This window comes from Microbacterium sp. 16-032 (assembly GCF_041079455.1).
GTDB classification, from domain to species: Bacteria; Actinomycetota; Actinomycetes; order Actinomycetales; family Microbacteriaceae; genus Microbacterium; species Microbacterium testaceum_A.
In genome coordinates this window covers 687129-708609 of the sequence record NZ_JBFYGQ010000001.1, presented here as the reverse complement: position 1 = coordinate 708609, position 21481 = coordinate 687129, and the positions used below count along the sequence as shown (strand labels likewise).

The following is a 21481-nucleotide window of genomic DNA, read 5'->3' as shown; positions in this document are numbered from 1 at the left end:
CTCAGCTGCGCTTCGGGCGACGCGACACGGCGATGGCGCCGAGGACGGCACCGGCGATCGCGATCACGAGAGCGGCGATGCTGAGACCCAGCGACAGTCCCGAGGAGTCGCTCGTCTGAGCCGCGGTCTCCATCGAGTGGTCGTCCATCGTCGGCGCGGCCGATGCCCCGCCGTGACCGCCGTGGCCGCTCGCGGGCGGGGTGTCGTTGATGTACAGCACGGGCGCGGGCTCGAGCGTGTCGTCTGCCGCGACCTGCTCGGGGGTGTTCGTCCAGTCGACGACCGAGCCGTCCGAGTACGTCTGCACGGCGGGGAGCACGAGGTGACCCGTGTCGGGGATCGGCCCGAGGACCGCCGAGAAGATCTGGAACTGGTCCTGCCCGATGCCCGCACCGGGGTCGGCCTGCCACACGATCTTGAGCGGGCCGTCCGAGATGGTGTTGCCGTCGACCTCGACGGGGGCGGGCAGCGCCCCCTTCTCGACGGTGGCGGTCCAGCCCGGGACGGGCTCGACGAGGACCGAGGTCAGCGGGGTGTCGGTCGGCAGAGTCACTTCGACCTTGACGGTCGACGCGGTCTTCGACTCGGTGGGGACGCGGAAGTTCACCGTGGCGTAGCTTCCGGCCGTGGCGGTGTTGGGGTTGACGGTGACGTGAGCCGACGCCGCGAGGGGCACGGCGATCGCCAGGGCCGCGCCGGCGGCGAGGCCGACGAGGGTACGACGAAGAGTGGTCTTTCGAGACATGGTGCTGCTTTCTGAGAAATGCGCACGCCGATGAGGCGCTTCTTTCGCGCGAAGGATGAGGGCGGGATCAGGCCGCGAGCGGCGGACCCCGGTGCCTCATCGACGACAGCACGGTCATCGCCGTCGTCAGCAGCAGCGGCTCGGGCGCCGAGAGAACGGCATCCGTCCGCGGAGGAAGACCCCGCACGGGGCGCAGCACAGAGAGCACCGCGACGAAGAACCGGGCGATCGCCTGCACCGCCCGCTCGCCACGACCGAGGGCGACCACCGTCACCAGAGCGGCGACGGCGTGCGCCGTCCACATCCACGGCGACTCCGCGCCGTGAGCCGACGCACTGTGCGCTCCGGCCGCGCTGAGGATGGATGCCGCGCCGTGGTGAGCGGCCGGGACGAACCCGCCCTGCAGATCGAGCACGAGCAGCGCGTGGAACAGCGCCTGGCTGAGCACGACCGCGAGCGACAGACGCGTCCACGACAGTGCGCGACCCGCGAGCATGACGCAGACGGGAGCCGCGAGGCACAGGGCCAGCACGATGTTGACGAGGGGCGGCCGCTCAGCCGAGACGGCCGAGTGCGAGAGGGTCGCCACGAACGTCGCGACCGCGGCCGCGGCCATGCCGCGCCCCGCCCGCTGCGCGCGCCCTGCTCTCGACGACATCTCACTCCTCGCGTCCAGCCTAGGCGGCGGGGCCGCCGAGGGCGGCGAGGGGTGGTCCGCCGTCGAGACACCCGTGGGTCGTGCGCGAGCACATGCGGGGCGTCCGCGAGCACAACCGCGGGGGCTCGCGGCCCGACCGCGGGACACGTGCGAGCACAACGGCGGGTCGTTCGCTCGACACGCCGCTTCTCGGTCGACGCCGCCGGGGTGTCGGCCCAGGGTCCCGCCGTTGTGCACGCGCCCGAGGCCCGGACGGCACGGTGTCCGACCGGTTGGGTAGCGTCGGGACATGGCCGACGACGCGATCCACGACACCGACACCGCCCTGGCATACGGTTCCGCCCTGCTGCGCGGCGAGCGCTTGCGGCTCCGCGCGCTGACCGACGCCGACCTCGACCGGCTCGTCGACTGGTGGCTGCGGAGCGATAGCGCCGTGCTGCAGCAGAACAGCGTGAGCCCGCGCCCGGCGGCATCCGTTCGCGAGATGTTCCAGGCGTGGAGCCGCAATGACTCCCCCGGCGGGGCGGGCTTCAGCATCGACGACGAGACCGGGCAGCTCATCGGTCACGCCACGATGTGGGGAGCCGCCCTCCCGGTCCGCGTCGCGACTTTCGCGATCATCCTCGGCCCCGACGCCGTCGGCCGCGGATACGGCGCGGATGCCACGCGCACCATGCTGCGGTTCGCCTTCGACGAGCTCGGGGTGCACAAGGTCGAGCTCCGCGTGTGGGCCTTCAACGATCGCGCCATCCGGGCCTACGAGAAGGCGGGATTCGTGCGCGAGGGCGCGAGACGCGCGGTGGCGTTCCACGGCGGGCGATTCCATGACGAGGTCCTCATGGGCGTGCTCGCCGAGGAGTTCCGCGCGGGCTGGCCGGCACCCCAGTCGGCGAAGGCGCGCCCCACATCGCGGCGCGCGTGCAGCACGCGGTGAACCCGGACGACATCGTCATCGTTCGTATACGGGAACCTCTCGACCGCCAGACTGCGGAGTCCCGGGATTCCGGTGAGGGCTTCGGCCGACATCGACCCCACCGAGGGGAAGGCCGCGCTGCGGCGAACGCACTGTTCGATCGCGTCGAAGAACCGCTCGGCCGTCGCCGCGTCGGCGGTCGGTCGGTAGACCTCCACGGCGCCGGTGAGGTCATCGTCGGTGGCGTGAGAGGAGACGACGCGGCGCGTCACCGGGATTCGGTGCCGCGCGCCCGCAGTCGATCGAAGTAGGCGGCATCCATTTCCGAACCGTCGCCCGAACGGACGCCGTCGAGGACGGCATCGCGGAGGCGCACGTTGTCGCGGTCGCGGCGGATGAGTTCGCGTACGTATTCCCTGCTCGACGCGTAGAGGTGCGAGCTCACCTGCTCGTCGGCGAACGCACGCAGCTCATCCGGGAGGGAGATGTTCATCGTGGCCATGAGAGAAGCCTCCGCGTCGATGGCAAACCTTGTCATCGAGTCGGAGCGCCCCGGCGCACCGGTCGGGCGCGGGCTGCGGAGGTCAGCGGCCGCTGTAGAGAAGTCCGGTGCCGAGGACGCCGGCGAAGCTGAGGAGAAGGAAGAGGCCGATGGCGATGGCGCCGACGAGCACGAGACCGTTCAGGATGATGCCCGCGATGGCCATGCCGTGTCCGGCGGGCTCCTTTCGGAAACCGACGAACCCGAGGATGAGACCGGTGATGGGGACGATGAAGGTGAAGCCGAAGAAGATCGACGCGATGCCGAGGACCATGCTGGCGATGCTGAGCCCGCGCGGGGGAGCCGGCTGATACCGGACGTACACCTGTGGAGCCGGAGGCCCGTACGGCTGCACGGGGGCGTGGTCGCGGTACGGCTGCTGCGGGTTGGTCATGACGGTGTCCCTTTCGATGACCGAGACGACGATCCCCGATCTATGGGAGTCTTCCTGGGTCGGCGGTTGGCTCAGCTCCACCGTAGCGAGGGCCCGATTGCGATGATGACACCCAGAGTGGACTTTGCGAGTCGACCTGCTCACCCGCGAACGCCCGCGGCTCACTCGGCTCGTGGCCACGAGCGAAGATCGCTCCCTCTGTCCGAACTTGTCAGCGGGCCCGAGCGCGCCGGTCCACCGTCGGGCTGACCACTCCCGCACGGTCGTCGACCAGACGGCGCCGGCCGATCCATCCGGTCAGTCCGCGGCCGTCGGGCCACACGATCAGCAGCGCAGCGGTCACCAGCGCCAAGACGAGCGCGAGCAGCGACCACGGCGTCGGCAGCGCCTCGAGGATCGCGTACGCCCCCGCCCCGGTCGCGAAGCGCAGGGGGCGCGCGACCCAGGCCGGCAGCACACCGTTCGTGAACCGCACGCGCGTCGCGAGGTCGCCGATCGAGCGACCCGTCGCCAGGACCATTCCGAGCCACAGCCCCGCCGCCGCGACCGTCCCCGACAGCGACGCCACGTCATCGGTCGAGAACGACGACGCGTCGCCTCCCCGCAGGACGAGCACGGCCTGCACCACCACGGCGACGGCGACGCCGACCAGCCAGACGCCCACGACGTCGCACACCAGCCCCAGCAGACGGCGGCGACGGGTCACGGGGCGCGGGGTCTCGGCATCCGGAGCCCTGTCCACCCCGCGGTGCTGCGCCGGGACGACGAACGCGAGGATCGACCCGAGCAGCGCACCGCCCGTGTTCGCGAAAAGGTCGTCGACGTCGAAGACGCGGTACGCGCAGGGGAAGATCCCCCACACACCGGTCAATTGCGTGGTCTCGATGATCCCCGAGGTCGCGAAGCCGACGAGACCCGCGATCAGGATGCCGCGACCTCCGAGCACGCGCAGGAAGAAGCCGAGAGGAGCGAACAACAGCACGTTCAGCGCCACCTGCAGCACCACCGGGTCGGTGAGATACCGGCCCGACACGGCGACCGCGGAGCGGACCTCGTCGACGAAGGCGAAGGGGTGGAGGTTGACGCCCGCGCAGCGGTAGACCTCGGAGTCGGGGAGCGGGATGAGCGTGTACGTCCAGATCGCCCAGAAGTACACGGCCGCCGCCGCCCACAGCAGGGCGCGTCCCAGCGTGAGCCGGCCGCGGCGCCGGTAGCTGACCGCGACGAACGGCACGAAGGCGAGGACGGCGACCACCGCCCCCGCGAGGACGGCCAACAGCCCCGAGCGCACGATGTTGTCCACCCCGCGAGCCTAGGCAGGATTGGCGGGCGACGTAGCCTGGGCGGATGACCCGCGCAGCCGCCCTCCGCGACGCGCTCGTCGCTCGCATCGACGACACCGGCTTCGGCGCGCACGGCCTCCACGTGCGCGTGGGCGACGATGTCGCGACGCACCGGTGGACGCCCGATAAGCGGGAGGAGATCCACTCCGTCGCGAAGGCTGTGGCCGTGCTCGCCGCGGGCATCGCCGTCGACGAGGGGCTGATGTCGCTCGACGAGCCGGTCCGCCCGGCGCTCCCCGCCGCGACTCCGGTGACCCTCCGGGACCTGCTCTCGATGTCGAGCGGCATCGACCTGCCCTGGTCCGAGACGATGATGACCGACTGGCCCGACCTCGCCGCCGAATTCCTGTCGCGCCCCTCGCGCGGTCGGATCTTCCAGTACTCGAATGCGAGCACGTACACGGCCATGGCCGCGTTGTCGCAGCGGACCGGTGACATCGAAGAATTCCTCCGCCCCCGGCTGTTCGCCCCGCTGGGGTGGGCCGACGTCTCGTGGCGGCGCTCCCCGAGCGGCCGCGTCCTCGGCGGAGAGGGCCTCGAGCTGCGCACAGACGAGCTGGCTCAGCTCGGGCTGCTCATCCGCGACCGCGGCGTCGTCGATGGTCGCCGCGTGGTGTCGCCGAGAATCGTGGATGCCATGCACTCGGGCTGGATCGAGACGGGCAGCGTCGGCGACGGGTACCGCCGCTACGCCTTATCGGGGTGGGACGGACCGGGAGGCGCGTGGCGCTTGCACGGTGCCCACGGTCAGCTCATCGTCTTCATCGGCGACGCCGTCGTGACGGTGACCGCGCACGATCACAGTGGGGCCGACGCCGTCGCGGAATTCATCGGGAATATCGCCGCGACGTGAGCGTTTCGTGCTGTGCAGGAATCATTTCCCCCGCCATCACCAGGTCACGGTCCGGCGACCATGCGTTGAACGGTGTGCGCGTCAGATTGCGCATGGCGTCCAGTGCGCGTAATGTCGCGCGCCGTGACTGACGAAAGTCGCGTTGACGGCGAAGAGACGCCGATCGCGAAACGCATCCTGATCGGCGAGCCCCTCACGTCGGAGAAACTCGACGAGCAGCTCCTCCCGAAGAAGATGGCGCTGCCGATCTTCGCCTCCGACGCGCTCTCCTCCGTGGCCTACGCCCCGCAGGAGCTGCTGATGATCCTGCTCATCGGCGGAACGGCCCTGCTGACCCTCAGCCCGTGGGTCGCGGTCGCGGTCGTGACACTCCTGGTCGTGGTCGTGCTGAGCTACCGCCAGCTCATCAAGGCGTACCCCTCGGGCGGCGGTGACTACGAGGTCGCGAGCAAGAACCTGGGCGAGGTGCCCGGGGTGGTCGTCGCCGCAGCTCTCCTGGTGGACTACGTGCTCACGGTCGCCGTGTCCGTGGCATCCGGAGTCGACAACATCATTTCGGCATTGCCCGAATTGAATCCTTTCCGCGTCGAGATCGCGGTCGGATTCGTCATCCTCATCGTGATCGTCAACCTCCGCGGTGTGCGCGAGGCCTCGAGCGTCTTCGCGATCCCGACGTACCTCTTCATCGGCTCGGTCGGCGTCATGATCGTCGTGGGTCTCGGGCGCACGCTCCTCGGCGATGCCCCCGTCGCCGAGAGCGCCCAGTACGCCGTGCAGGCCGAGTCGCTCACGCAAGCGGCGCTCATCCTCCTCGTGCTGCGCGCCTTCTCGAGCGGCTGCTCGGCCCTCACGGGCGTCGAGGCCGTGTCGAACGGCGTGCCCGCTTTCCGCATGCCGAAGATCCGCAACGCGCAGACGACGCTCACCATGATGGGCGGCATCGCCATCGTGCTGTTCGCCGGGCTGACGATCCTGGCCCTCATCTCGGGCGTGCATTACGCCGAGAACCCCTGCCACCTGATCGGCTTCGACTGCGCCAACAACCCGCAGCCGAGCCTCATGGCCCAGGTCGCCGCCGCCACCTTCGGCATGGGAAGCATCCCGTTCTTCATCATCCAGGCCGCCACCGCGTGCGTGCTGCTGCTGGCCGCCAACACCGCCTTCAACGGCTTCCCCCTGCTGGGTGCCGTGCTCGCCCGCGACGGCTACGCCCCCAAGGCGCTCAACACCCGCGGCGATCGGCTGGTCTACTCGAACGGCATGATCATCCTCGGCATCGTCGCCATCGGCGTGCTGATCGTCTACCAGGCCAACCTCACGACGCTGATCCAGCTCTACATCATCGGTGTGTTCGTCTCGTTCTCGCTCGGTCAGATCGGCATGGTCAGGCACTGGCGCCGCGCACTGCGCGGGCTGAAGGACCTGCCGCCCGAGGCGGCGAAGCAGCAGTCGGCCGCGATCGAGCGCCGCTCGGCGATCTCGGGCCTGTGGATCAACTCCGTCGGCGCGGCGATGACCGTCCTCGTGCTGTTGATCGTCACGATCACGAAGTTCACCCACGGCGCGTGGCTCGTGTTCATCGCGATCCCGATCCTCGCAGTGCTCATGATCGGCGTGAACCGCTACTACCGCGACGTCGAGCACGAGATCCGCATGGACGACACCGTGCACTTCGGCTCGTCGGGAGACGTCGCGATCGTCCTCGTGAACCGCCTGCAGAAGCCCGTCATGAAGGCGATCGATTACGCCCTCGCGGCCAACCATCAGAAGACCCTCGCGGTCCATGTCGCCATCACCGACGAAGACGCGGCGAGACTGCAGAAGGAATGGGCCGACCACGAGATGCCCATTCCGCTGGTCATCATCGACTCGCCGTACCGCACCTACACCTCGCCGGTGTCGGCCTTCATCAAGAAGTACCGCGAGAACAACGGCTCCGCCGTCGTGACCGTGTACCTCCCCCAGTTCATCGTCGGACACTGGTGGGAGTCGATCTTGCACAACCGCCGCTCGCGCCGCCTCGCGCACCAGCTGATGCTCGTGCACGGCGTCTCGATCACCCTCGTGCCGTGGCTGCTCGACTCGTCCGAGGTCATCTACGGCCGCCGGTCGCGTCCGCTCCCCGGTCAGCAGCGCGGTGGTCAGCCCGTGGCCGAGGCCCCGGCGCACAAGGCGCGGAAGACGCCCACCGACTCGGCATCCTGAGCCCCTCTCGAACGCCCCCGCCCCTCCGGCGGGGGCGTTCGGCGTTTCGCCGCGCGACTGGCACCGGGCAGAACTCCTGAGAAACGCGAGCCGCGGCCGGTGGAATCAGCCCCGCAGACGCCGCGCGCGCGAAAAGTCCGGAGTTCGGCCCGCTCGCGAAGCGGCGGTGGACGCCACCGGGAGTCTCCGCCAGGGTGGATGCCATGCCCGTCCTCGCCCTGCTGACCCTCGTCGTGATGGTGATCGCCCTCATCGACGCCATCACCCGCCGCGAGGACCAGGTGAAGCACCTGCCGAAATTCGCGTGGATCTTCTTCATCGTGCTGCTGCCGCTGATCGGCTCGATCCTGTGGTTCGCCCTCGGTCGCGAGTACGAGGCACGGTCGACGGCGATGTCGTTCGGCGACCCGCGGCGCTGGCAGAAGGACGCGCAGCCCGCTCCCCCGCCCGCCTCGCGCGAAAGCCGCACCACCGAGCAGCAGATCGCCGACCTCGAGCGCGAGATGCACCTCGCCGATCTCGAGGAGCAGGTGCGCCGCCGCCGGGCCGAGGGCGGCGCGACCAGCTGACTCCGGTCGCCCCCTTGAGTGTCCAAGACACCCGGACGATTTTCGGAAGCGTCCGGGTGTTCTGGACGCTCGACACGGGATGACGGGGACAGGACGAAACCGCGTCAGTCGGTCGGGCGGCGGCGCATCTTCTTCACGTCGGTGCGGCGCTGCTTGGCCTGCAGGCGGCGCTCCTTCGACCCGCGCGTGGGTTTCGTCGCGCGGCGGGGTGGGGCGGGCGGGCGCACCGCCTCGGCGACGAGGGCCGCGAGCCGGGCGCGAGCGGCGTCGCGATTGCGCAGCTGCGCCCGATGCTCCGAGGCCGCGATCGTCAGCACCCCGTCGACCAGCCGGTCGCCGAGCCGCTCGAGCACGCGCTCACGCTGAACCCGTGAGAGAACGGCGGATGCCGTGGCATCCCACATCACCTCCACCCGGGAGTCGGCGGTGTTCACGCCCTGACCGCCCGGGCCCGACGAGCGCGAGAACCGCCATGACAGCTCCGCCGCCGGGATCACGAGCGCAGCGCTGACGCGCACGTCGGATCCGTCGGAGGAGAGCATGCCTCCATCATGCGCGGTCGGCGCACAACTCCTGCAAAATCGGTGTTCCGACGGTCTGCGCTCCCCCCGCGGTTACATCCCTCAGGAGTTGTGCACGGCCGGCCGTGAACCCGCTTGTCTCGCCGGCACCGCGTCGCGTAGGCCCGCCCCACGGCACGACTCCTGCAGATCCGACCTCGCCGCGCGGTCCGGGACCGGGGAGTGCCCGATCTGCAGGAGTCATGCATCGCCGGCCGCTCCCAGCCACCCCGTAAGCACCCCGTATGCGTCCGTCAGGGACCCGTAGGGAAAGCGTTAGGACGCCGGGATGCCGCGGGCTCGAGGAGTTGTATCGACAGACGTGCCGCCCCGCGGCGCCCGCGGCCCGCCCGCGGTCAGACCCGAATCTGGAGTCGTCGTGCTCGATGTCGTCTTCCTCGCCGTGACCGTCGCGATCTTCGCGCTGGTCGCGCTCGTCGCCAAGGGGGTCGAGAAGATGGGCCCCGAGGCCCGCCCCTCGTCCGCCCGCCCCACCGGTCGAGGCGGTGAGCGCTCGTGATCTTCTTCTCGATCCTGGCCGCCGTGCTCGCGGTCGCCGCCGTGGTGTACCTCGTGATCGCGCTCGTCCGACCGGAGAAGTTCTGAGTCATGGACAGCGGAAGCATCTGGTCGATCGTCCTGACCAGCCTCACCCTCCTCGTCGCCCTGGGCCTGGCGTATCGCCCCCTCGGTGACTACATCGCCCGCATCTACACCGGCCAGCGCGACCTCGCCGTCGAGCGCGGCACCTACCGCCTGATCGGCGTCGACCCCCGCAGCGCCCAGACCTGGCAGGCGTACCTGCGCTCGGTGCTGCTGTTCTCGTTCGTCGGCGTCGTGTTCGTGTACGCGATCATGCGCCTCCAGGCGGTGCTCCCGCTGTCGCTCGGCTTCGACTCGCCCGGCGAGGCCCTGTCGTTCAACACGGCGGTGTCGTTCGTGACGAACACCAACTGGCAGTCGTACTCGGGTGAGGCCACGCTCGGCTACACCGTGCAGTTCGCCGCCCTCACGGTGCAGAACTTCGTGTCGGCCGCCGTCGGCATCGCCGTCGCCGTGGCCCTCGTGCGCGGCTTCGCGTACCGTCGCAGCGGCGTGATCGGCAACTTCTGGGTCGACCTCGTACGCGGCACCTACCGTCTGCTGCTGCCCTTCGCGATCGTCGCCGCGGTCGTGCTGCTCGCGGGCGGTGTCGTCCAGAACCTCACCGGCTTCACGGATGCCGCGACCGTCGCGGGAGCGGCCCAGTCGATCCCCGGCGGCCCGGTCGCCTCGCAGGAGGCCATCAAGCTGCTCGGCACCAACGGCGGCGGGTTCTTCAACACGAACTCGGCTCACCCGTTCGAGAACCCCACGCCGTGGACGAACCTCTTCGAGATCTTCCTCATGCTGGTGATCCCGTTCTCGCTCCCCCGCGCCTTCGGCCGGATCGTCGGTGATAACCGCCAGGGCTACACGATCCTCGGCGTGATGGGGGCCATCTTCGTGGCATCCACCGCCCTGCTCACCTGGGCCGAGATGGCCGGGAACGGCACGGCCCCGATGCTTGCGGGCGGCGCGATGGAGGGCAAAGAGGTGCGCTTCGGCATCTTCGGTTCGACCCTCTTCGGCACCACCAGCACGCTGACCTCGACCGGTGCCGTCAACTCGATGCACGACAGCTACACCGCTCTCGGCGGCATGATGCCGATGATCAACATGATGCTCGGCGAGATCGCCCCCGGCGGTGTCGGATCGGGCCTCTACGGCATGCTGATCCTCGCCGTGATCGCGGTCTTCGTCGGTGGTCTGCTGATCGGCCGCACGCCCGAGTACCTCGGCAAGAAGATCGGGCCGAAGGAGATCAAGCTCGCGAGCCTGTACATCCTCGTCACCCCGACCCTCGTGCTGGCCGGGACCGCGCTGAGCTTCGGCGTCCCCGCGATCCGCTCCGACGTCGAGACCACCTCGATCTGGAATCCGGGCGTCCACGGCCTGAGCGAAGTGCTCTACGCCTTCACCTCGGCCGCGAACAACAACGGTTCGGCGTTCGCGGGCCTCACCGCCAACACCCCGTGGCTCAACACCGCGCTCGGTGTGGCGATGCTGCTCGGCCGGTTCCTGCCGATCGTGTTCGTGCTGGCCCTCGCCGGTTCTCTGGCGACGCAGGATGCCGTGCCCTCCACCGCCGGCACCCTGCCGACGCACCGCCCGCAGTTCGCCGGCCTTCTGGGCGGCGTGGCTGTGATCGTGACGGCTCTCACCTATTTCCCGGTCCTCACCCTCGGACCCCTCGCTGAAGGACTGACCCGCTGATGTCCACCCTCACCCACGCCCCGGCCCCCGAAGCCGAACCGGCGGCGACCGCCCCGCGCCGCGCATTCAGCGCCGCGCAGGTCGTGGCCGCCCTGCCGGGCGCGGCCAAGAAGCTCAACCCCGCCGCGCAGTGGCGCAACCCCGTGATGTTCCTCGTCTGGGTGGGCGCCGCGCTGACGACCCTCATCGCGATCGCCGAGCCGTTCCTCGGCGGCAGCGACGACAGCCTCCCCTTCGGCTTCACCTGGGGCATCGCCGTCTGGCTGTGGCTCACCGTGTTCTTCGCGAACATCGCCGAGTCGGTCGCCGAGGGCCGCGGCAAGGCCCAGGCCGCGACCCTGCGCAAGACGCGCACGACGACCTCGGCCCGCCGCGTCGTCTCGTACGACGAGAAGGCCGACCCCTCGGCATCCGGTGCCGCCACCGAAGACGTCCCCTCGGGCGACCTCCGCGTCGGCGACATCGTGCTGGTCGAGACCGGAGAGCTCATCCCCGGCGACGGCGACATCGTGTCGGGTATCGCGACGGTCGACGAGTCGGCCATCACGGGCGAGTCCGCCCCGGTGGTGCGCGAATCCGGGGGTGACCGCAGCGCGGTCACCGGCGGCACGCGCGTGCTCAGCGACCGCATCGTGGTGAGGATCACCTCGAAGCCGGGTGAGACCTTCGTCGACCGCATGATCGCCCTGGTCGAGGGCGCGTCGCGTCAGCGCACGCCCAACGAGATCGCGCTGAACATCCTGCTCGCGAGCCTGTCGATCGTCTTCGTCATCGTGGTGCTCGTGCTGAACCCGATCGCCTCGTACGCGGCGTCGCCCGTGTCGATCCCGGTGCTCGTGGCGCTTCTCGTCTGCCTGATCCCCACGACCATCGGTGCACTGCTGAGCGCGATCGGCATCGCGGGCATGGACCGCCTCGTGCAGCGCAACGTGCTCGCGATGTCGGGCCGCGCGGTCGAGGCCGCGGGCGACGTCACCACCCTGCTGCTCGACAAGACCGGCACCATCACCTACGGCAACCGTCGCGCCTCGGCCTTCGTACCGATGAAGGGCATCGGCAGCCCCGAGCTCGCCGAGTACGCCTCGCTGTCGTCGCAGGCCGACCCCACGCCCGAGGGCGTCTCGGTGGTCGAGCTGGCCGCGGCCCAGGGCATCGTCGCCGACATGCCCCGCGGCGCCGAGCCCGTGCCGTTCACCGCCCAGACCCGCATGAGCGGCCTCGACCTCGTCGACGGCACGCAGGTGCGCAAGGGCGCGAGCTCGGCCGTGCTCGCGTGGCTCGAGGCCTCGGGCAGTCCGGTCGCCCCGGCGCTGCGCGCGCAGCTGATGAGCGAGACGGATGCCATCGCCCAGTCCGGCGGCACGCCCCTGGTGGTCGCGACCCTGTCGAAGGGTGCGGGCCAGGTGCTCGGCGTCATCCACCTCAAGGACGTCGTGAAAGACGGACTGCGCGAGCGCTTCGGCGAGCTGCGCGCGATGGGCATCCGCACCGTGATGATCACGGGCGACAACCCGCTCACCGCGAAGGCGATCGCGGCCGAGGCGGGCGTCGACGACTTCCTCGCCGAGGCCACGCCCGAAGACAAGCTCGCTCTCATCCAGCGCGAGCAGGAGGGCGGCAACCTCGTCGCGATGACCGGTGACGGCACGAACGACGCCCCCGCTCTGGCGCAGGCCGACGTGGGTGTCGCGATGAACACGGGCACCTCGGCCGCGAAAGAGGCCGGCAACATGGTCGACCTCGATTCCGACCCGACCAAGCTCATCGACATCGTCCGCATCGGAAAGCAGCTGCTCATCACGCGCGGCGCCCTGACCACGTTCTCGCTCGCCAACGACATCGCGAAGTACTTCGCGATCATCCCGGCGATGTTCATGGGCGTGTTCCCGGGCCTCGCCGCGCTGAACATCATGGGTCTGCACTCCCCGGCGTCCGCCGTCACGAGCGCGATCATCTTCAACGCGATCGTGATCATCGTGCTCATCCCCCTCGCGCTGCGCGGTGTGAAGTACCGCGCCGCGAGCGCGTCGAGCATCCTCAGCCGCAACCTGCTCGTCTACGGGCTCGGCGGCGTCATCGTCCCCTTCATCGGCATCAAGCTCATCGACCTCGTCGTGAGCCTGCTCCCCGGTTTCTGAAAGGCCCCGTCATGCGCACCACCCTGCGTACCACCGCCGTCGCCGTCCGCGCGATGGTCGTCTTCACCCTGCTCCTCGGCGTGGCCTACATGCTGCTGATCACCGCGGTCGGCCAGGTCGCCCTGCCGTTCCCGGCGAACGGTTCGCTCATCACGACCGCCGACGGACGGGTTTCGGGCTCGCAGCTGATTGGGCAGTCCTTCACGGATGCCGATGGCAACGCCCTCCCGCAGTACTTCCAGTCCCGCCCCTCGGCCGCGGGCGACGGCTACGACTCGACCGCCTCGAGCGGGTCGAACTGGGGGCCTGAGAACGAAGACCTCATCGCCGCGATCGAGGAGCGAAAGGCCGCCTCGGTCGAGCTCGACGGGCCGGGACAGATCCCCGCCGATGCCCTGACCGCCTCGGCCTCCGGACTCGACCCCGACATCTCGGTCGCCAATGCCGAACGACAGGTCGCCCGCGTCGCCGAGGCCCGCGGCCTCTCGGCATCCGAGGTCGAATCCCTCGTCAGCGCGCACACGATCCCGCGCGACCTGGGATACCTCGGCGACCCGCGCGTGAACGTGGTCGAACTCAATCGCGCGCTCGACGCCTTCTGAGAGACGAGAATCAGGGACATGCCTCTGTCACCCGCCGCCGTCGCGCCTCTCGCGCGGCGGCGGCGCCGTGCGTTCGAGCGAGCGGTCGCTGAGACGCGAGCGGTCCCGAGGAGCGCCTCGTGAAGCGCGGACGCCTGCGCGTGCTGCTGGGCATGGCACCCGGTGTCGGCAAGACGTACGAGATGCTCGAAGAGGGCCGGCGCCTGCGCGACGAGGGCCAGGACGTCGTCATCGCGATCGTCGAGACCCACGGCCGCGTCGCGACCGCAGCGCAAGCCGAGGGCCTCGAGGTGATCCCCCGCCGCGCCGTCGCCCACCGCGGGGTCGCGCTCGACGAGATGGACCTCGATGCGGTGCTCGAACGGCATCCGCGCATCGCCCTCGTCGATGAACTGGCGCACACGAACGTCCCGGGCTCGCGCAACCAGAAGCGCTGGACCGATGTCGAAGAGTTGCTCGACGCCGGCATCGACGTGATCACGACCGTGAACGTCCAGCACATCGAATCTCTCAACGACGTGGTCGAGAAGATCACGGGGGTCGTTCAGCGGGAGACGGTTCCGGATGCCGTCGTCCGCGCCGCCGATCAGATCGAGGTCGTCGACCTGGCACCGCAGTCTCTGCGCGATCGCCTCGCCGCAGGTTCGGTGTACCCCGCCGAGCGCATCGACGCCGCCCTGTCGAACTACTTCCGCCTCGGCAACCTGACGGCGCTGCGCGAACTCGCTCTGCTGTGGCTGGCCGACGAGGTCGACTCGGCCCTGCAGCGCTACCGCACCGAGCACGGCATCGAGGGTTCGTGGCAGGCGCGCGAGCGCGTGGTCGTGGCCCTCACCGGCGGCCCCGAGGGCGAGACGCTCCTGCGCCGCGGAGCCCGGATCGCGGCCCGCTCGGCCGGCGGCGAGCTGCTCGCCGTGCACGTGTCGAGCCAGGACGGCCTGCGCACGAGCGCCCCGGCCACCCTCGCCGAGCAGCGCGCCCTCGTCGAGTCGCTGGGCGGGTCGTACCACCAGGTGGTGGGCGACGATCCCGCCACCGCCCTCGTCGACTTCGCGCGATCGGTCAACGCCTCGCAACTGGTCATCGGCGTGAGCCGTCGCGGCCGTCTCGCCGCCGCCCTCACCGGTCCCGGCATCGGCGCGACCGTCATCCGCCTCTCGGGCGATATCGACGTGCACATCGTCAGCCACGCGCGCGCGGGCGGGCGCTTCGCCCTCCCTCGCCTCAGCGGCCCCGCGCTGAGCGCGAAGCGCCGCCTCCTGGGCTTCGTCGTCGCCGTCCTCGGGGGACCGCTGATCTCGCTGCTGCTGATCTCGACGGGCTCCGACGACTCGATCGCCGCCGACGTGCTCGTGTACCAGCTGCTCGTCGTAGTCGTGGCGCTGATCGGTGGGATCTGGCCGGCCCTGTTCGCTGCGGTGCTGTCGGGCTTCACGCTCAACTTCCTCTTCATCGAACCGCTGTACACCGTGACCATCAGCAACCCCGCGAACACGATCGCGCTGGTGTTGTACGTGGTCATCGCGATGCTCGTGAGCACCGTCGTCGACCAGGCAGCTCGTCGGGCCCGCTCCGCCCGCCGCGCCACGGCCGAGGCCGAGCTGCTCGCCACGGTCGCGGGCAGCGTGCTCCGCGGCGAGAGCACGGTGCCCGCCCTGGTCACCCGTGCCCGAGAGGCCTTCGGCCTGGCCGGGGTGCGTCTCGTCGCCGCGGACGGCGCGGTTCTCGCCACCGACGGCGAGCCCGTGCGCGACGGTCGCTCGGTCTCGGTCCCGGTCGGCGACGGTCGCGCGACCCTCGAGCTGCACGGCGGCGATCTCGACGCCTCCGAGCGTCGCCTGCTCGACGTCGTCGTCGCGCAGCTCGCGGCCGCCCTCGAGCGCACCGATCTCGCCGAGACGGCCGCCGAGGCCGGAGCCCTCGCCGAGACCGACCAGGTGCGCAGCGCCCTGCTCTCGGCGGTCAGCCACGACCTGCGCCGTCCCTTGGCCGCCGCCGTCGCCTCGCTCGGGGGCCTTCGCGCCGCGGGCGACCAGCTCTCCGACGATGACCGCCGCGAGCTGCTCGAGACCGCCGACGAGAGCCTCGCGACCCTGTCGGTGCTCGTCACCGACCTGCTCGACGTGAGCCGCGTGCAGGCGGGGGTGCTCGCCGTCTCGCTCACGCCGACCGATGCCGCGGGCGTCGTGCTCATGGCCCTCGACGAGCTCGACCTGGGGCCGGACGACGTCGAGCTCGCCCTCGACCCCGACCTGCCGATGCTCAACGCCGACCCGGTGCTGCTGCAGCGCGTGCTCGTCAACGTGCTCACCAACGCCCAGCGGTACACACCCGACGGCGAGCGCGTGCGCATCGCCACGAGCCGCCTCGGCGGCACCGCCGAGATCCGCGTGATCGACCACGGGCCGGGCATCGCCGCCGAGCGTCGCGAAGACATGTTCTCGCCATTCCAACGCCTCGGCGACACCGACAACACCGCTGGTCTCGGCCTCGGGCTCGCGCTCTCGCGCGGCTTCGCCGAGGGCATGGGCGGCACTCTCACCCCCGAAGACACCCCCGGCGGCGGGCTCACCATGGTCGTGGCGCTTCCCGTCGCGGGCGCGGATGCCGTGGCATCCGGAATCTCCAGGAGGACGCCGTGAAGGTACTCATCGCCGACGACGACCCGCAGCTCGTCCGCGCTCTGCGGATCACGCTCGCCGCCCACGGCTACGACGTGGTGGCCGCGGCCGACGGCGCCGCAGCGATCACGCTCGCCGCCCACGCGCACCCCGACATCGTGCTGCTGGATCTCGGGATGCCGCACCTCGACGGCGTGCAAGTGATCCACGCGTTGCGCGGGTGGACGACCGCGCCGATCATCGTCGTCTCGGGCCGCACGGGCTCGGCCGACAAGGTCGAGGCGCTCGATGCCGGCGCCGACGACTTCGTGACCAAGCCCTTCCAGATCGACGAGCTGCTCGCGCGTCTGCGCGTGCACGCCCGCCGTTCGGTGCCCTCGGCGGGTGACGCCGTCGTGCGCTTCGGCGAGATCGAGGTCGACCTGTCGGCCAAGGCGGTACTGCGCGCGGGCACCCGCGTGCACCTCACCCCGACCGAGTGGCGGATGCTCGAGTTCCTCGCCCGCAACCCCGGCTCGCTCGTCACGCGCCAGACGCTGCTGAAGGAGATCTGGGCCAGCGAGCAGGTCGCCGACAGCGGCTACCTGCGGCTGTACATGTCGCAGCTGCGCAAGAAGCTCGAGGCGGACCCGTCGAACCCCGTGCACCTGCTGACAGAGCAGGGGATGGGGTATCGGCTGGTCGTATGATCGGCGCTCGGCGTGCAGAGTCCCCGGCGCGGCGGCCCGACGGTCCGCGGGCGAGCGGGCGAAACTCCTGCGATTTCGCACGGCCTCGGCTTGCCCGCCGGCCGCGTGCCCGCGGGGACGCCGGGAGCACGAGAGCACGCCCCCGAAAGTCAGGAGTTTCGTACGTCCCGGCCGTCCGCCGGCTCATCCTCGGCCTCCGCCGCCAGGAACTCCGTCTGCACGCGGGCGCAGCGCGACGCGAAGACGATCGAGTGAAGCAGCATCAGCGGACCTCCCCGACCGTGTGGCATCCGGGGCACGGGAAGGCGATGCGGTCACCCGCGTGGACGTCACCGGGGAGCACGACGGTTGCGCACGACTCCTCCCCGTGGGCGTCGACGACGGTGAACGGTTCGTCGTACGCGTGCGAGACGCGGCCGATGAGCCGCGCCTCGCGCCAGACGGCCTCGAGTCCGGCGACGCAGGCGTCGAGGCGCAAGGTGTCGGGCGTGGCCTCGGTCACCGTCGCGATCACCACTGTCGTCGACAGCGTCGCGGATGCCATCCCACCCGACGCCGGGATCACCGCGGGGCCCGTGCAGACGCAGGGCGTGCCGCAGAGGTCGGCGTAGCGACCGACCGACATCGCCCGCACCGTGACGTCGTCGAGCGTCGGCGCGGAGCCGGCGGGCCACGCCGCGGCGTCGAAGGGCGCCGGAATGCTGGCGCGGAGGGTGGGGAGCAGGGCCGTGAGGGTCATGGCATCCGGTCTACGGGGCATCGGGCGGCGGATCCGCGGCCCTGACGATTCGCGAACAGGGGCGGGCGATTTCCTCACTCTTCGCTCGCGACGGGGCTGGCGCGTCGAGACCGCACGGCACCCACCCACCCGGCGCGACGTAGCCTGGAGGGGTGAGCCTCCCCTTCGACGTCGCCGCCGTGCGCGCCGACTTCCCGATCCTCGAGACCAAGATCGACGGTCGCCCCCTCGTGTACCTCGACTCCGGAGCGACGAGCCAGAAGCCTCGTGCCGTGCTCGACGCCGAACGTGAGTTCCTCGAGCGGGCGAACTCCGCCGTGCACCGCGGTGCCCACACCCTCGCGGCCGAGGCCACCGAGCTGTTCGAAGACGCGCGAGTCACCGTCGCCGAGTACGTGGGCGCCGAGCCCGAGCAGCTCGTGTGGACAAGCGGCGCGACGGCCGGCCTCAACCTCGTGGCGGGTTCGCTCGGCTACGCCGGGCGCCTCCGCGCGGGCGACGAGATCGTCGTGACCGAGGCCGAGCACCACGCGAACCTCATCCCCTGGCAGGAGCTCGCCGCCCGCACCGGGGCGCGCCTGCGCCACATCCCCGTGCTCGACGACGGCATGCTCGACCTGCACGCCGCAGCCGACCTCATCGGCGAGCGCACCAAGGTCGTCGCCTTCCCGCACGTGTCGAACGTGCTCGGCATCGTGAACCCCGTCGCGAAGCTCGTCACCCTCGCCCGCGGCGTGGGCGCGCTGACCGTGCTCGACGCGTGCCAGTCGGCACCTCATCTGCGCCTCGACCTGCCGGCATCCGGAGTCGATCTCGCCGTCTTCTCGGGCCACAAGGTCTACGGACCTTACGGCATCGGAGCGCTCTGGGGCCGCGACGAGGTGCTCGAGGCGCTGCCGCCCTTCACCACGGGCGGGTCGATGATCACCACCGTCACGCTCGACACGGCCGATTACCTGCCCCCGCCGCAGCGCTTCGAGCCCGGCACGCAGCCGGTGTCGCAGGCCGTCGCCCTCGCTGCCGCCGTCCGCTGGCTCGGCGAGCACGACCTCGATGCCGCGCACGCGCACGAAGCCGCGCTCGAGAAGCGCATGCGCGAGGGTCTCCGCTCGATCGACGGCATCCGTGTTCTCGGAGACACGGATGCCGCGGAGCGCGTCGCTCTGCAGGCCTTCGAGGTGCAGGGCGTGCACGCGCACGACGTGGGCCAGTTCCTCGACTCGCGCGGCGTCGCCGTGCGCGTCGGACACCACTGCGCACAGCCCCTGCACCGCCGACTCGGGATGACGGCGTCGGTGCGCGCGAGCGCCGCGATCCACACCACGGAGGACGAGATCGACACCTTCCTCGACGCCGTCTCGGGCGTGCGCGGCTTCTTCGGTGCCGGCGCATGAGCGGGCTCGAGTCGCTGTACCAGGAGCTCATCCTCGACCACGCGAAGAACCGCCGCGGCTTCGGCCTGGCCGCCCCCGGCGCGCGCAGCGCCACCGTGCACCAGCGCAACCCCATCTGCGGCGACGAGATCACCCTGCGGGTCTCCGTCGACGGTGACCGCGTCAGCTCCGTCACCTGGGAGGGAGCGGGCTGCTCGATCTCGCAGTCGTCCGCGTCGATGCTCGTCGCCCTGCTGCAGGAAGACGGCGGCGACGAGGGCATGGCGAAGGCCGACGTTGAGGCGCTGATCGCGCAGTTCCGGGAGGCGCTACGCTCCCGCGGCAAGATCCCCCTCGACGAGGAGACCTTCGCCGACGCCGCCGCCCTTTCGGGGGTCTCGAAGTACACCGCCCGTGTGAAGTGCGCGATGCTCGCCTGGGTCGCGCTCGAGGAGGGGCTGCGGCAGGCCTGAGCGCCTCGGCGCGCAAGCTCGGCGATACGCGCAAGCTCAGTCGGCATCCGCCGGTTCTGGCTGAAGGTGTGCGGATCGCGGAGGATACGACCGGGACGACGCGCGCTACCCTTCCGTCAGACGAATGAGAGGGCGGATGCCATGGCCACCGGCGGAGCAGGATTCAGCGACGAGGAACGCGCGGCGATGAAGCAGCGCGCCGAAGAGCTCAAGGCCATGAAGGGCCTGAAGGGCGCGGCGAAGCTCGAGAAGGAGAACGAGGCCTGCCTTGAAGCGATCGACAAGCTCGAGGGCGTCGACCGCGCGGTCGCCGAGCGCCTGCACGTCATCGTGCTCGAAGAGGCCGCGCACCTGAACCCGAAGACCTTCTACGGCTTCCCGGCGTACGCGAAGGACGGCAAGGTCGTCGTCTTCTACCAGCCGGCGTCGAAGTTCAAGACGCGCTACGGCACGGTGAGCTTCGACGACAGCGCGCAGCTCGACGACGGCCCCATGTGGCCGGTGTCGTTCGCGGTCGTCGAGGTGACGGACGCGGTCGAGCAGCGCATTCGCGAGGCCGTGCGCCGGGCGGCGCCCGCCGCCTGAGCGCGATGGCGCCCGCTGCTCGCCCGCATCGACCCCGCCGCTGCGCACAGCTCCTGCACAACCCGCGCGAAAGCGATGTTCCGGCTCGCGCAGGGCGTCAGGTGCAGGAGTTATGCATCGCTCGTGCCCGGAACCCAGAGCGACGCTCCGACCACGAGTGGGCCCCCCGCTCCGCGCGCGCCAGCCGCCCCCTCACCTGAGGACCCGCTCCATCCGCCGGAAGCTCTGCTCCATCCCCTCGACCATCCCCGTGGCGAGCACGGCGTCGCGGGTCTCGGCATCCGGATACTCGATCAGCAGGGTGACCAGCGTCGCCCCGTCTTCTTCGTAGAGGGACAGGTCGTTGATCGTCGAGGGGTAGTCGGTGCCGGTCATGTGCTCGGTCTGCACCATGCGGCGCGGCTCGTCGAGCAGCACGATCTCACCGTCGAATCCGAAGGGCTCCCCCTCGGTGCCGGGTTCGGGCTCCCACGCGATGCGGTACGCGCCGCCCTCGCGCCGGTCGACCTCGCGGTGGGTCATGCGCCATCCGTCGGGCCCGAGCATCCACTGCCGCATCAGCTCGGGGTCGACGTGGGCCCGCCAGACGAGCTCGCGCGGCCCGTCGATGAGCCGCGTGATGCGCACGTGCTGGTTGTCGAGGATCTCGAGCTGCGTGCCCTTGCCCTGCGCGAACTCCCGTAGCCCCTGCAGCACCGCGTCGAGCTGGTTGATGGCGAGGGTCGACCCCTCGACGGCGCCCATGGCGAGCACCGTTTCGAGACCCTCGAGGGAGTCGAAGTACGTCACGTTCGTCAGCCGCGAGCCGCCCTCGGTCTCGTCGAACGCGAAGGTCATGCGCATCGCGGGCATGCCGGGGATCGCCTCGCCGTCCTCGTCGACGAACGAGTCGACGACCTCGAAGCCGCGCGGAGCGTCGATGCCGAGGAACTCCCAGCTCCCGCGTGCGATCTCGCCGCTCGCGCTGGTCATCGAGTATCGGGCGCGACCGCTGACCTCGAAGGCGAACGATGCGAACGTCGCCGGCCATCCGGGGGGACCCCAGAAGCGTTCGAGCTGCCGCGGGTCGGTGAAGACCGTCCATAACCGTTCGGCGCCCACGGGGAAGTCGGCGACCAGGGTCATAGTGAGCGCTTCGGCGTCGCTCTCGACGGATGTGACGGGCATGACGGCTCCTTCGTCGGT

22 protein-coding genes and 1 pseudogene are annotated in these 21481 nt (G+C 70.5%); 14 read left to right on the top strand and 9 right to left on the bottom strand.

The genetic code is table 11. From position 1 onward, the window contains the following. Position 1: 1 nt before the first annotated feature. Positions 2-745 carry a YcnI family protein gene (locus AB6V31_RS03245; protein WP_369364012.1) on the bottom strand — a complete coding sequence of 248 codons (744 nt, stop codon included), beginning with the start codon at positions 743-745 and terminating at the stop codon, positions 2-4. A 67-nt stretch (positions 746-812) separates the two neighbouring features. Then, positions 813-1403 (bottom strand): hypothetical protein, encoded by a 591-nt coding sequence (locus tag AB6V31_RS03240; protein ID WP_369364011.1) that lies wholly within the window; start codon positions 1401-1403, stop codon positions 813-815. Between the two features lie 289 nt (positions 1404-1692). Between AB6V31_RS03240 and AB6V31_RS03235 the strand changes: the two genes are divergently transcribed. Further along, a complete protein-coding gene (locus tag AB6V31_RS03235; protein WP_369364009.1) occupies positions 1693-2337 on the top strand; it encodes a GNAT family N-acetyltransferase in 645 nt (214 codons plus the stop codon). Between the two features lie 32 nt (positions 2338-2369). On the opposite strand, the pseudogene AB6V31_RS03230 reads toward AB6V31_RS03235, so the two are convergent. From AB6V31_RS03230 to AB6V31_RS03215, 4 genes and pseudogenes are all read right to left on the bottom strand, one after another. Continuing rightward, positions 2370-2534 (bottom strand): annotated as a pseudogene (locus AB6V31_RS03230) (hypothetical protein); the annotation flags it as partial. Positions 2535-2584: 50 nt separating this feature from the next. Further along, a complete protein-coding gene (locus AB6V31_RS03225; RefSeq protein WP_056225407.1) occupies positions 2585-2818 on the bottom strand; it encodes a hypothetical protein in 234 nt (77 codons plus the stop codon). An 82-nt stretch (positions 2819-2900) separates the two neighbouring features. Then, entirely contained in the window at positions 2901-3251 is a 351-nt protein-coding gene (locus AB6V31_RS03220) for a DUF4190 domain-containing protein (protein WP_369364008.1), read from the bottom strand. Positions 3252-3462: 211 nt separating this feature from the next. After that, entirely contained in the window at positions 3463-4554 is a 1092-nt protein-coding gene (locus tag AB6V31_RS03215) for a VanZ family protein (RefSeq protein ID WP_369364006.1), read from the bottom strand. A gap of 44 nt (positions 4555-4598) precedes the next feature. Here AB6V31_RS03215 and AB6V31_RS03210 point away from each other — a divergent pair, with 44 nt between their 5' ends. From AB6V31_RS03210 to AB6V31_RS03200, 3 genes are all read left to right on the top strand, one after another. Further along, the gene (locus AB6V31_RS03210; RefSeq protein ID WP_369364005.1) at positions 4599-5447 is read left to right on the top strand and encodes a serine hydrolase domain-containing protein; all 849 of its coding nucleotides are present in this window, start codon (positions 4599-4601) and stop codon (positions 5445-5447) included. 111 nt (positions 5448-5558) lie between these two features. Next, positions 5559-7652 carry an APC family permease gene (locus AB6V31_RS03205; RefSeq protein WP_056225395.1) on the top strand — a complete coding sequence of 698 codons (2094 nt, stop codon included), beginning with the start codon at positions 5559-5561 and terminating at the stop codon, positions 7650-7652. Between the two features lie 203 nt (positions 7653-7855). Continuing rightward, positions 7856-8221, top strand: coding sequence for a PLD nuclease N-terminal domain-containing protein (locus AB6V31_RS03200; protein ID WP_369364003.1), 366 nt, complete (start codon positions 7856-7858; stop codon positions 8219-8221). 104 nt (positions 8222-8325) lie between these two features. On the opposite strand, the gene arfB is transcribed toward AB6V31_RS03200, so the two are convergent. Then, the gene (arfB, locus tag AB6V31_RS03195; RefSeq protein WP_056225390.1) at positions 8326-8763 is read right to left on the bottom strand and encodes an alternative ribosome rescue aminoacyl-tRNA hydrolase ArfB; all 438 of its coding nucleotides are present in this window, start codon (positions 8761-8763) and stop codon (positions 8326-8328) included. A 397-nt stretch (positions 8764-9160) separates the two neighbouring features. Here arfB and AB6V31_RS03190 point away from each other — a divergent pair, with 397 nt between their 5' ends. The 7 genes from AB6V31_RS03190 to AB6V31_RS03160 all read left to right on the top strand — a co-directional run bounded on the left by AB6V31_RS03190 (position 9161) and on the right by AB6V31_RS03160 (position 17126). Beyond that, the gene (locus AB6V31_RS03190) at positions 9161-9301 is read left to right on the top strand and encodes a hypothetical protein (protein WP_200914118.1); all 141 of its coding nucleotides are present in this window, start codon (positions 9161-9163) and stop codon (positions 9299-9301) included. Next, complete coding sequence (gene kdpF, locus AB6V31_RS03185; protein ID WP_082450303.1) at positions 9298-9387, top strand: K(+)-transporting ATPase subunit F; 90 nt, start codon at positions 9298-9300, stop codon at positions 9385-9387. The genes AB6V31_RS03190 and kdpF overlap by 4 nt, the downstream gene beginning before the upstream one ends. Positions 9388-9390: 3 nt before the next feature. Then, complete coding sequence (gene kdpA / locus AB6V31_RS03180) at positions 9391-11076, top strand: potassium-transporting ATPase subunit KdpA (RefSeq protein ID WP_369364000.1); 1686 nt, start codon at positions 9391-9393, stop codon at positions 11074-11076. Beyond that, positions 11076-13214 carry a potassium-transporting ATPase subunit KdpB gene (kdpB, locus tag AB6V31_RS03175; RefSeq protein WP_369363998.1) on the top strand — a complete coding sequence of 713 codons (2139 nt, stop codon included), beginning with the start codon at positions 11076-11078 and terminating at the stop codon, positions 13212-13214. The genes kdpA and kdpB overlap by 1 nt, the downstream gene beginning before the upstream one ends. Positions 13215-13225: 11 nt before the next feature. Further along, positions 13226-13816, top strand: coding sequence for a K(+)-transporting ATPase subunit C (gene kdpC / locus AB6V31_RS03170; protein WP_369363996.1), 591 nt, complete (start codon positions 13226-13228; stop codon positions 13814-13816). A 119-nt stretch (positions 13817-13935) separates the two neighbouring features. Continuing rightward, entirely contained in the window at positions 13936-16458 is a 2523-nt protein-coding gene (locus AB6V31_RS03165) for a DUF4118 domain-containing protein (protein ID WP_369363994.1), read from the top strand. Then, positions 16455-17126 carry a response regulator gene (locus tag AB6V31_RS03160; protein ID WP_369363992.1) on the top strand — a complete coding sequence of 224 codons (672 nt, stop codon included), beginning with the start codon at positions 16455-16457 and terminating at the stop codon, positions 17124-17126. Before AB6V31_RS03165 ends, AB6V31_RS03160 begins: the two co-directional genes overlap by 4 nt. 262 nt (positions 17127-17388) lie before the next feature. On the opposite strand, the gene AB6V31_RS03155 is transcribed toward AB6V31_RS03160, so the two are convergent. After that, positions 17389-17865 carry a hypothetical protein gene (locus AB6V31_RS03155; protein WP_369363991.1) on the bottom strand — a complete coding sequence of 159 codons (477 nt, stop codon included), beginning with the start codon at positions 17863-17865 and terminating at the stop codon, positions 17389-17391. Positions 17866-18017: 152 nt separating this feature from the next. Between AB6V31_RS03155 and AB6V31_RS03150 the strand changes: the two genes are divergently transcribed. The 3 genes from AB6V31_RS03150 (at position 18018) to AB6V31_RS03140 (ending at position 20296) form a co-directional block, all read left to right on the top strand. Beyond that, the gene (locus tag AB6V31_RS03150; protein WP_369363989.1) at positions 18018-19259 is read left to right on the top strand and encodes an aminotransferase class V-fold PLP-dependent enzyme; all 1242 of its coding nucleotides are present in this window, start codon (positions 18018-18020) and stop codon (positions 19257-19259) included. Beyond that, entirely contained in the window at positions 19256-19711 is a 456-nt protein-coding gene (gene sufU, locus AB6V31_RS03145; RefSeq protein WP_369363987.1) for a Fe-S cluster assembly sulfur transfer protein SufU, read from the top strand. Before AB6V31_RS03150 ends, sufU begins: the two co-directional genes overlap by 4 nt. A gap of 141 nt (positions 19712-19852) precedes the next feature. Further along, complete coding sequence (locus AB6V31_RS03140; protein WP_056225365.1) at positions 19853-20296, top strand: hypothetical protein; 444 nt, start codon at positions 19853-19855, stop codon at positions 20294-20296. Positions 20297-20488: 192 nt separating this feature from the next. On the opposite strand, the gene AB6V31_RS03135 is transcribed toward AB6V31_RS03140, so the two are convergent. Beyond that, complete coding sequence (locus tag AB6V31_RS03135; RefSeq protein ID WP_369363985.1) at positions 20489-21463, bottom strand: SRPBCC domain-containing protein; 975 nt, start codon at positions 21461-21463, stop codon at positions 20489-20491. Positions 21464-21481: the final 18 nt, after the last annotated feature.